Source organism: Microbacterium sp. Bi128, assembly GCF_918698205.1.
On the sequence record NZ_CAKKMM010000137.1, the window covers coordinates 1 to 9849 of the forward strand.

The 9849-nt window shown below is 71.5% G+C and carries 11 protein-coding genes and 1 pseudogene; 7 read left to right on the forward strand and 5 right to left on the reverse strand.

Annotation, left to right across the window (positions count from 1 at the left end; genetic code table 11):
- The first annotated feature begins 122 nt into the window (after positions 1-122).
- Positions 123-680, forward strand: a complete 558-nt coding sequence (locus LQV45_RS11630) for a dihydrofolate reductase family protein (RefSeq protein ID WP_230007167.1) — start codon at positions 123-125, stop codon at positions 678-680.
- Positions 681-697: 17 nt separating this feature from the next.
- Here the strand turns inward: LQV45_RS11630 and LQV45_RS11635 are convergent, their stop codons facing one another.
- From LQV45_RS11635 to LQV45_RS11645, 3 genes are all read right to left on the reverse strand, one after another.
- A complete protein-coding gene (locus LQV45_RS11635; RefSeq protein WP_230007168.1) occupies positions 698-1249 on the reverse strand; it encodes an ATP-binding protein in 552 nt (183 codons plus the stop codon).
- Between the two features lie 62 nt (positions 1250-1311).
- A complete protein-coding gene (locus LQV45_RS11640) occupies positions 1312-2091 on the reverse strand; it encodes a hypothetical protein (RefSeq protein ID WP_230007169.1) in 780 nt (259 codons plus the stop codon).
- 4 nt (positions 2092-2095) lie between these two features.
- Positions 2096-3223 (reverse strand): helix-turn-helix transcriptional regulator, encoded by a 1128-nt coding sequence (locus LQV45_RS11645; protein ID WP_230007170.1) that lies wholly within the window; start codon positions 3221-3223, stop codon positions 2096-2098.
- Between the two features lie 143 nt (positions 3224-3366).
- On the opposite strand from LQV45_RS11645, the gene LQV45_RS11650 reads away from it, so the two are divergent.
- On the forward strand, positions 3367-4740 hold the full coding sequence (locus tag LQV45_RS11650; RefSeq protein ID WP_230007171.1) for an FAD-binding oxidoreductase: 1374 nt from the start codon (positions 3367-3369) through the stop codon (positions 4738-4740).
- A gap of 63 nt (positions 4741-4803) precedes the next feature.
- Here LQV45_RS11650 and LQV45_RS11655 read toward each other — a convergent pair whose 3' ends face one another.
- Positions 4804-5364, reverse strand: coding sequence for a TetR/AcrR family transcriptional regulator (locus tag LQV45_RS11655; protein ID WP_230007172.1), 561 nt, complete (start codon positions 5362-5364; stop codon positions 4804-4806).
- Between the two features lie 101 nt (positions 5365-5465).
- Between LQV45_RS11655 and LQV45_RS11660 the strand changes: the two genes are divergently transcribed.
- Together LQV45_RS11660 and LQV45_RS11665 are read left to right on the forward strand one after the other, a co-directional pair.
- Positions 5466-6104: a DsbA family protein gene (locus LQV45_RS11660; RefSeq protein WP_230007173.1), complete on the forward strand. Its 639-nt coding sequence runs from the start codon at positions 5466-5468 to the stop codon at positions 6102-6104.
- A gap of 107 nt (positions 6105-6211) precedes the next feature.
- Positions 6212-6643 carry a nuclear transport factor 2 family protein gene (locus LQV45_RS11665; RefSeq protein ID WP_230007174.1) on the forward strand — a complete coding sequence of 144 codons (432 nt, stop codon included), beginning with the start codon at positions 6212-6214 and terminating at the stop codon, positions 6641-6643.
- A gap of 48 nt (positions 6644-6691) precedes the next feature.
- Here LQV45_RS11665 and LQV45_RS11670 read toward each other — a convergent pair whose 3' ends face one another.
- The gene (locus tag LQV45_RS11670) at positions 6692-7768 is read right to left on the reverse strand and encodes an alkene reductase (RefSeq protein ID WP_230007175.1); all 1077 of its coding nucleotides are present in this window, start codon (positions 7766-7768) and stop codon (positions 6692-6694) included.
- Positions 7769-7925: 157 nt separating this feature from the next.
- Here LQV45_RS11670 and LQV45_RS11675 point away from each other — a divergent pair, with 157 nt between their 5' ends.
- The 3 genes and pseudogenes from LQV45_RS11675 to LQV45_RS11685 all read left to right on the forward strand — a co-directional run.
- A complete protein-coding gene (locus LQV45_RS11675) occupies positions 7926-8624 on the forward strand; it encodes a YafY family protein (RefSeq protein ID WP_230007176.1) in 699 nt (232 codons plus the stop codon).
- A gap of 56 nt (positions 8625-8680) precedes the next feature.
- A complete protein-coding gene (locus tag LQV45_RS11680; RefSeq protein WP_230007177.1) occupies positions 8681-9052 on the forward strand; it encodes a VOC family protein in 372 nt (123 codons plus the stop codon).
- Positions 9053-9276: 224 nt separating this feature from the next.
- Positions 9277-9849: pseudogene (locus LQV45_RS11685) on the forward strand (hypothetical protein); the annotation flags it as partial.

The following is a 9849-nucleotide window of genomic DNA, read 5'->3' on the forward strand; positions in this document are numbered from 1 at the left end:
GAACGAGTAGTCCGCGTTCCCGAGCTCGCCGCCGCCGTAGACCGTCGCCTGGTCGGGGCTGTCGCCCGCACGCGCACCTCGGTAGCCTGACGCCACCACCGCTCGGGTCGAAGGAGACCGCCGTGACCCAACCTCTCCGCTATGGCATCAACGTCACCCTCGACGGGTGCGTTCACCACGAGGCGGGCCTCCCGCCGGATGCCGAGTCGATGGCGTTCTGGACCGACGAGCTGCGCCGCTCTGACACGCTGCTCTACGGGCGCGTGACGTTCGAGATGATGCGCGCCGCGTGGCGCCGGCCCGAGTCGGGGGAGTGGCCCGACTGGATGGGCGACGACGACGTGCCGTTCGCCGAGGTCATCGACCGGATGCCGAAGGTGGTGGCATCCGGGTCACTCGACGCCGTGGATTGGAATGCCGAACTCCTCGACGGCGAGCTCGTGGCCGCGGTGGAGGGACTCAGAGCGCAGTCGGGGCGGGGGATCTCGCTCGGCGGCGTGGTGCTTCCGGCTGCGCTCGCCGCGGCCGGTCTCATCGACGAGTACACGTTCGTGGTGCACCCTGTGATCGCGGGGCGCGGGCCGAGGTTGCTCGACGGGGTGGAGCTGAATCTCGAGCTCGTCGAGCGGCGGGAGTTCCGGTCGGGGGTCACGGTGCAGCGGTACCGGCCTGCCAAATAGGGACCGAGCGCTCCGCGTCAGCGTGCGAACTTCGCCACGACGGCCTCCAAAGCGGCGAGTCGGTGGTCGCGGTGGCCGGTGATCTCGACGACATTCGGCCGTCCTCCGGTGACGTCATCGTCGGCGGCGAGGCCGAGCAGGATGTCGTTCATCGCTTCGCGCAGCGGGAGGTCTTCTTCGGCGTGGACGAAGATCTCGTCGGCGGGAGTGAGTGGGAGCACGACGAGAACGTCGACGTGGGCCATGGCATCCCGAGTCTCTTCGATGAGCCGTTCGAGGAGGTCGCGAGGAACCTCGGCCCCGGTCAGCTCTTCCCACGCCAGGAGGTACGCGAGGAAGTCGATCGGGCCGCGCTCGGCGATGACGGGACTCGCGTTCTCGTCCGGGTGCAGCCGGGCCGCGGCGATCCTCAGCTGGGCCGTGAACAGGGCGGGGCTCGGGGCGTCCCACGCCTCGTCGAGGAGTTCGAACGGATCGGACAGCACGGTGAAACGAGGATGCCGGGCGGCGAAGTCTGCCACGAGCGTGCTCTTTCCGCTCGCGTGGGTCCCGCAGACGACGATACGCACGTCGCGACTCTACGGCGCGGGGTCGCTCACTCCGACGCCGGGGATCCGGCGAGCGATGCGGATCAGCTCAACCCCACGGCCCGCCGGGCGTCAGCCAGGCGATCGGCGAACGGTCGCAGCCGCGCCTTGCGCAGATTCTCCTTCGCGATCCACCGCGCATCGGCGTCGTCCGAGGCGGCGAGCTGCTGAAGCAGGTCGATGCAGGCATCCGGATGACCGACGGTGATGACGCTGATCCCGTAGCCGAGCGCCGCGCGGAGGACGCGCACGTCGTCCGCGCGGCGGAGCTCGGGGCGGGCGGCGAGCAGCGCGTCCGTCGCTTGCAGCACCACCTCGTACGCCTGAGCCGCGTGGGCGGCATCGCGCATGAGCCGCGGCTCGGCCACGGCGGCGACCGCCGCACGGATCAGCAGCGGGTCACCCGAGCGGAGCCAGTCGTCGACCGTCTGCATCCCTGCGCCCCAACCGACGGTGAGCACACGTTGCATGCCTGTCGCGGCGAGCTCGCGGACTCTCCACCGGTGGTCGGAAGCGGCGTGGGTGAGGAGGGCTCGTGCGTCGAGTGATCCCGCCGCGAGCGCTGCGCAGGCGGGCAGGTACTCGGAGACCTCTTCGGGGATGGCGGCGACGAAGCGTGCGGGGAGAGCGAGCCAGTCGTCGAGGAGCGCGAGCGCGCCCGGCCGGTTCTCGACCGCCGTTCTCGCGACCGTGTCGGCGAACTGAGCCGCGAGCTCCAGATTGGCCCGCGGGCCCGGGAGTCGGCTGCCTGCGACGAGAGCCAGCTCGAGCGGCGCGACGTTCCCGGCCAGGGCACCCGACCACAAGGCGGTCATGTCGAGCATCGGGCTACGCCCCCGCATACCACCCATCCGCCCCGAGATCCGACCCGGCTCGGGGGATGTACTGGTCGAAGTACACCCGCGACACGAGTTCGCGGCGGCTGGTGACGCCGGCCTTGTCGAAGATCGACTTGAGGTGGTCCTGCACCGTGTACGGCGAGACGTGCATCGACGCCGCGATCTCTTTCGTGTCGGCGCCGCGGAGCACCGCCCCGACGACCTCGCGCTCGCGGGTCGTGAGCGCGAAGGCCGCGGCCACGATGTCGATGACCTCTTGCGGGCGCGCTTCTTCGATCGTCACGACCACGTCTCCGGCCCGGTCGCCCAGACCGCCGAGCGGCGCGGCATGCAGCACCAGCCACACGCCGTCGGCCGTGCGCGTGCGCGTGCGTGGCATCCGGGGCAGGTCTCCCGCGGCGAAGCGGCGCGCGCCGCTCACGACCGCCTGGATGTAGGTGAGGGGGTCAGCCCCGGGGGCGGAGAGTTGCGCGAGTCGCTCCTGTGCGCCGGGGCTCGCCTGCACGACACGGTCCGACGCGTCGACGATGATGACGGCCGGGCCCGACGGGCGCACCGCCTCGCGGCGGGCCAGTTGTGAGAGCAGACCGGTACGGATGCCACGCGTCAGGGCCGGCGCGACACTCGACAGGAACTCCAGTTCTTGCGCGTCGAACACGGCGTCATCGCTGCCGCGCAGGATCGACATCGTCGCCCACACGCCGGCGCGGTCGGCGAACACCACCCGCGCTTCGTCGACGTATCCGAACCGGGGGAGCACCAGGTCGGCCATCCGCTCGATGCGCTCGATCTGACCGCCGGTGGACGCGTGGATGCCGACGGCGACGCGCCCCGCCGAGGCGATCGCGTCGTAGTGGGTGGGGTCGGGTTCGCCGCCGTACTCGATGCGCGCCCAGTCGACATCGGCCTCGTTCTTGCCATACAGATCGCCGAGCTTGTGGGTGCTGGAGATCATCGAGGTCGCGGGATCGGTGCTCGAGAAACAGCCCGCGATGAACGGCACGACGGCCAGGAGCGCGGTGGCGGATTCGGCCATGAATTCCGCGAGCGGAAGACCGGCGCGCGACAGCACATCGATGTCGCTGCGCGCGCGTCCGGCGGCCAAGGCGGTGACCATGCCACCAGTGTGCTCCTCCCGGGCGTGTCGCCACCATCCCAGGATTCTGGGGGGAGGAATTTCCCCCGTCCCCTGGGATGGATGCCGGGCGCGGGCACGAGCAGAGTCTTCTCGTCACAGACCCGAGAGAACGGTAACCACCCATGTCTTCCTCCACCGATATCACCCTCGACGAGCGCGCCGCGCAGCTGCGCGACGCGCTCGGCACCCGCGTCGTCCTCGCCGGCGACCCCGACTACGACGCGGTGCGCCTGCCGTGGAACGTCGCCATCGATCAGCGGCCGTTCGCCGTCGTCACGCCCGAGTCGGCCGAAGAGGTCGTCGCGGTCGTGCGTGCCGCGACCGCCGCCGGTCTGCGGGTCGCTCCGCAGTCCACCGGGCACGCCGCGCCCGGCCTCTCCGAGACGGACCTCTCCGACGTGGTGCTCGTCCGTCTCTCCGCGCTGCGCGGGGTCACCGTGCACCCCGAAGCCCGCAGCGCGATCGTGCTCGGCGGGTCGCACTGGAACGATGTCCTCGCCGCCGCCGCCCCGCACGGACTGACCGCTCTGCACGGGAGCGCCGGCGACGTGTCGGTCGCGGGATACTCGCTGAACGGCGGCGTCTCGTTCTACGCCCGAAAGCACGGGCTGGCCGTCAACACGGTGCGGTCGGTGCAGATCGTGACGGCGGACGGGTCGCTCGTGCGTGCGAGCGCCCGCCAGAACACCGACCTGTTCTGGGCCGTCCGCGGGGGTTCGGGCGCGTTCGGCATCGTCGTCTCGCTCGAGATCGACCTGCTCCCCTACGCCGACGTGTTCGCCGGGATGCTGCTGTGGGACGCCTCGTACACGGCGGCGGTCAGCCGGGCGTGGGCGCGGTGGACGGCATCCGCGCCCGAATCGGTCACCTCGACCCTGCGCGTGCTCCACCTGCCGCCGCTGCCCGAACTGCCGCCGTTCCTGTCGGGCCGGTCGGTCGTCGTGGTCGACGGCGCCGTGCTGGAGTCGGATGAGCGCGCGACGGAACTGCTCCACTCCCTGCGCGAGCTGGGGCCCGAGATCGACACGTTCTCGCGCATCCCCGCCGCCGCCCTCGTGCAGGTGCACATGGATCCCCCTCAGCCCACCCCGGCGGTGACCCGTCACCGTGTGCTCGACGCGCTTCCCGAGGAGGCCGTGGCCGCCTTCGTGGCGGCATCCGAGGACCCCGGGCTGTTCGTCGCCGAACTGCGGCACGTCGGGGGAGCCGCGGCGCGGCCCGCGCCGGACGGAGGGGCGGTGTCGGCGGTCGCCGGCGAATACATCGCGCACTCGATCGCCGTCGTACCCTTCCCCGAAGCCGCGCCCGGGGCGCTCGTCGCGGCGACGGCCTACGTCGACGCGTTGCAGCCGTGGGCCGGCGAGGCCCTCGCGCTCACGTTCCTCGACGGCGGCATGGACCGCGCGCCCGGGTTCGGAGCATCGCTCGACCGGCTGCGCGCTCTCAAGGAGCAGTGGGACCCGCGGAACGTGTTCGCGGCGGCGAACCCCGTGTAAGCGGTCACGGCGGGAGCCGGGGTGGGCGGCGGTGGTCGCTCATCCCGGCTCCCGTGCGTGTCCCTAGCGGGAGATGCCGTCGAACGCGAGGTCGAGCAGGCGGGTCGCGAACGCGTCGGGATCGGTGTGGTTCCGGGCCTCGAGCGAGATCGCGTTGACGAGCGACAAGAGGTCGTACGCGCCGACGTCGCGGCGGATCGCGCCGGCGCTCGCCGCGGCATCCCGCAGGGTGGTGGCCGCCCCCAGCAGCAGGATCTCGCACGTGTGCATGTCGGGGTCTGCGTCGATCCCGGCGGACAGGTCGAGGGTGTCGGCGAGGCCGCGCGTGCTCGCGCTGTAGGCCGCGAGCTCCGACAGCCAGGTGCGCAGGGCGCTTCCGGCGTCGCGCTTCTGCGCCAGGTCGGACGCGCGAGCGGCCAGCGCCGCAATACCGTCGGCGAAGACGGCCTGCAGCAGCAGATTCCGGGTGGGGAAGTGGCGGTGCAGGGTCGCCGACCCGACGCCCGCGCGCTTCGCGATGTCTTCGAGGGATGCCGTCGCCCCCCGTGATCCGACTTCTTCCACCGCCGCCTGGACGATCGCGTCGTAGTTGCGGCGGGCATCTGCGCGGAGGGGCCTGGCCATGGCATCCATTCTTTGACAAGTGGGGGGTGACCCCATATTGTGAAACGGAGCCACCCCCCACTTTACGTCCGCTTCCGGACGGATGCCAGCCAGGAGGAACCATGCAAGAGAGCCGACCGATGCGGATCGAGGTCTGGTCCGACGTGCAGTGCGTCTGGTGCTACGTCGGAGACGCCCGGTGGAAGAAGGCGCTGGCGGAGTTTCCCGGGCCGGTGGACGTGGTGCATCGATCCTTCGAACTGCAGCCCGGGTTCCCCGTCGAGTTCGACGCGCGCGAATATCTCGAGGCCAACCGCGGAATGGACGCCACCGAGCAGGAACGCGTGTTCGCCGCGATGAAGAAGACGGCCGCCGCGGAGGGCCTGCGGTACGAGCCCGAGAGCATCCGCCCGACGAACTCGCATCTGGCGCTGGAGCTGCTGCACTACGCCGAGACCGTGGGGGCGAGGGCGGCGCTCAGCGACCGCCTCTACGCCGCGTACTTCGCCGAGGGGCGGCACATCGGCACGATGGAGTCGCTGCTCGACCTCGCGGCCGACGTCGGGATCGACGTGGCATCCGCTCGCCGGGCGCTGGAGTCGCGCGAGTTCGCGGAGGCCGTCGACCGGGATGCCGCCACGGCGCATCAGCTGGGGGCGCGCGGCGTTCCGTTCGTCGTGATCGACGGCGCCTATGCGATCCCCGGCGCGGTCGAGGTGGACCAGCTGAAGAGCATCCTCGACCAGGTCGCGAACGCATGACCGCGTCGCCCCCGCTTCGCGATCTGAGCGGCGGTGCCGCCATCGTCTGTGTCGATGGCGCCTGCGCCGTTCCCGAAATCCCCGTCAACGACAATCGAAAGGACACCATGAGCACCACCATCAGTGCCGACCTGCGATTCGAGGTCCTCGACCTCGTCTACCGGTACGCGACCGGAATCGACACGCGGGATTGGGATCTCTTCCGCACCGTCTTCACCGACGACGCCGAGGTCGATTTCGGCTTCGCGCGCTGGGAGAGCGGCGACGCTTTCGCCGCCTTCATGCAGGAGACGCACGACCCGGCCGGCCGGACCCTCCACCGCATGACCAACACCGTCATCACCGGGGTCGACCCCCTGACCGCCCGCACCTACGGCGACGCGCTCGTGCTCGAGGGCGACAACCTCGCTGGCACGATCGCGAACGCCTGGTACGACGACGAGATGGTGCGGACCGACTCGGGCCTGCGCATCCGTCGCCGCATCGTCCGCATGGGGTCGATGGTGAACGTCGGCCCCAACCTCGCCGCGGCGTTCTGAGCGACCGCCCCGCTCGCCGCCGAGGACGGCTGCGAGCGGGGCGGGCTCTCAGCCCTCGAGGAACGGGTAGTCGGTGTATCCGCGCTCGTTGCCGCCGTAGACCGAGGGCTGGTGCACCTCGTTCTCGTCGGCGCCCTTTTCCCAGCGCACGACGAGGTCGGGGTTCGCGATCGCGGGGCGGCCGACGGCGATGAGGTCGGCGATGCCGTCGTCGATGGCCTGGACGGCCTCGTCGCGCGTCGTGACGATCGAGAAGCCGGAGTTCACGATGAACGTGCCGCCGAAGGCACGACGCAGGTCTTGGATCAGGTCGCCCGCGGGGTCATTGTGCAGCACGCTGAGGTACGCCAGGCCCAGGGGCGCGAGGCCCGCGATGAGCGCTTCGTAGGTGGCGCGGGTCTCGGCGTCGTCCTTCTCCCACACGTCCTGGATGTTGTGGGCGGGCGAGATCCGGATGCCGACGCGACCGGCGCCGATCTCGGCGGCCACGGCCCGCGCGACCTCGATGACGAACCGGGCCCTGGCCTCGGGCGAGCCGCCGTAGGCGTCGGTGCGCTGGTTCGACGCGGGGGAGAGGAACTCGTGCAGCAGGTAGCCGTTGGCCGAGTGCAGCTCGACCCCGTCGATGCCGGCATCCACCGCTCGACGGGCCGCGGCGACGAACTCGTCGCGCACGATGGCGAGCTCTTCCGTGGCGAGCCCGTGCGGCACGGGGAAGTCGACCTTCGTGCCGTCGGCGAGGCGGGTCGAGCCCTCGATCGCGATCGCCGAGGGGGCGACGATGCGGTCGGTGCCGGTGATGAGCGGGTGCGAGACGCGTCCGCCGTTCATGAGCTGCATGAACACCGTTCCGCCCTCGGCGTGCACGGCATCCGCCACCTTCGCCCAGCCGGCCGCCTGCTCGTCGGTGACGATGCCCGGCTGACCGGGGTACGCCCGCGACTCGGCGCTCGGGAACACGCCCTCGGTCACCAGCAGGCCGATGCCCGCGCGCTGCGCGTAGTAGGTCGCGACGAGGTGCCCGGGAACGCCGTCGGCGCTCGCGCGCAGGCGGGTCATCGGGGCGAGCGAGACGCGGTTGCGGACGTCGACGGCGCCGACGGTGGTGGGGCTGAACAGGCTCACGGGGGCCCTTTCGAGGGGAAGCGGGGGACCCCCTCCCCAACTCGAGGTGCGCGGCGGGTATTCCAGCGCGGCGCGTCGGTATCGTCGGTTCCGGGCGGATACCTCGTCCGCGAACGCCTGCCGTCGCCCCGGCGAAAGGGTTCTGGGAGGAAACCGCGTGAACCGCACCGACCGCCTGTACGCGCTCGTGGAGGAGCTGCGCGCGGTGGCTCCGCGCCCGCGGAGTGCTCGGTGGCTCGCCGAGCGGTTCGAGGTGTCGATCCGGACCGTCGAACGCGACATCAGCGCGCTGCAGCAGACGGGGGTGCCGATCTGGGCCGAGCCCGGACGCACGGGCGGCTACGTCATCGACGCGTCGGCGACGCTGGGGCCCGCCGGCTTCACGCTCGACGAAGCCCTGGCGGTGCTGATCGGCTTGGGGACTCTGCGGAACAGCCCGTTCCGGCACGCCGCGCGGACCGCCTCGAAGAAGATGCTCGCCGTCATGCCGAGCGAGGACGCCGCGCGAACGACGTCGCTCGCGTCGCGCGTGCACTTCCTCGAGAGCGAGGACGAGGCCGTCGTGCCCACCGCGTTCGCCGCGGCGCTGCGGGCGGACCGTGTGGTGCGGCTGCACTACCAGGACGGCACGGGCGTGGAGTCCGTGCGCGACGTCGAGCCCCTCGGATCCATCGGCAAAGAGGGCCAGTGGTACCTCATCGCCTGGTGCCGGTTGCGCGACGGCGTGCGGGCGTTCCGCGGTGACCGGATGCTCTCCGTCGAGGTCACCGACGAACGGCCGCCCCGCCGCGTCCTTCGGCCGGAAGATCTCGAGATCGCGTTCGGGCGGCTCCGCTCGGTCCTGGGCGACGACTGACCCCTTTTGAGAAACACCGACAGCACGGTGTCGCGGATGCCGACGAGGCTGATCGCATGACATTCGCATCCATCCGCATCCTCACCGACGACCTCGACGGGCTCGTCGCCTTCTACGAGCGCGTCCTCGGCCGGCCGGCGGAGCGCCCGGCGCCCGTGTTCGCGCAGTTCTCCGGCCCGGGCGGAACACTGGCTCTCGCGAGCACCGCCACGGTCGCGATGGTCGGCGACGCGGTCGCCCCCGCGGCGAATCGGTCGGTCATCGTGGAGTTCGAGGTTGACGACGTCGACGCGGCGTTCTCTGCGTTGGGCGTGGATGCCACCGACGTCGTCCTCGCGCCCACGACGATGCCGTGGGGCAACCGCTCTGCGCTCGTGCGCGACCCCGACGGCAACGTCGTGAATCTGTTCCGGCGGCCCGTCGGTTGACCGAGGGTTCGGGGGCGCCGCCGGCCGTACGATGGTGCCTCCCGGTGTCCGGGGACGCCGTCGGCGCTCGCGCGCAGGCGGGCCCACCTCCCCACCGGATGCGCGTGGCGGCTATTTCCCGCCGCGGATTTCGTGATGCGTCCCGGCGCGGGTAGCCCCGAGATCGCTCTCCGTCCTCGCCCGCGGGTCGAGATCGCGGCCGCGCCCTGTGGGAGACTGCCCGGGTGAAGTCATCGCGTGTGCTCCCGATTCTGCTCGCGGTGCTGCTGGCGGGAGGGCTCTCGTCGTGCACGATCGACCCGCCCACCGCGGCGCCCGCCGAGTCGTCCTCCCCGTCGTCGACGTCGCCCGCCCCGCGGCCGACGGAGGCGACACCGCGGCCGACGACGACTCCGACGCCGCGGCCCTCGGCATCCACCGTTCCGCCCTCGTCGCCCCCGCAGGCGGATGCGGGGACACCCGACCGCGGGGGATCCGGTCACCACCCTCGGGGCGGGAACGCTCCCGATTCGCAGCCCGCCTCGCGCCCCGCGCCGCCTCCCGCACCCGCACCTGCACCCGCGCCGAACCCCGGACCCACGGCGGGCCCGTCGCCGGCGCCCGCACCCACTGTGCCGCCCGCTTGCCCGACGAGCAGCACGGATCCCGGCATCCCCGCCGCCGACTTCGGATCGATCGCGGCGTACTCGACGACGCCGCTGGCCCAGGGGAAGGACTGCACGGGATTCCGTTCGTTCCTCTCGACCGGGCTGCCGCAGTACGACTCGCAATCGTTCGAGTTCTTCGGACACTTGGTC

Coding starts and splice junctions, on each gene's coding strand:
- LQV45_RS11640 (WP_230007169.1), bottom strand. CDS start 2,091: ATGCTCGACATGACCGCCTTGTGGTCGGGTGCCCTGGCCGGGAACGTC.
- LQV45_RS11645 (WP_230007170.1), bottom strand. CDS start 3,223: ATGGTCACCGCCTTGGCCGCCGGACGCGCGCGCAGCGACATCGATGTG.
- LQV45_RS11650 (WP_230007171.1), top strand. CDS start 3,367: ATGTCTTCCTCCACCGATATCACCCTCGACGAGCGCGCCGCGCAGCTG.
- LQV45_RS11655 (WP_230007172.1), bottom strand. CDS start 5,364: ATGGCCAGGCCCCTCCGCGCAGATGCCCGCCGCAACTACGACGCGATC.
- LQV45_RS11660 (WP_230007173.1), top strand. CDS start 5,466: ATGCAAGAGAGCCGACCGATGCGGATCGAGGTCTGGTCCGACGTGCAG.
- LQV45_RS11665 (WP_230007174.1), top strand. CDS start 6,212: ATGAGCACCACCATCAGTGCCGACCTGCGATTCGAGGTCCTCGACCTC.
- LQV45_RS11680 (WP_230007177.1), top strand. CDS start 8,681: ATGACATTCGCATCCATCCGCATCCTCACCGACGACCTCGACGGGCTC.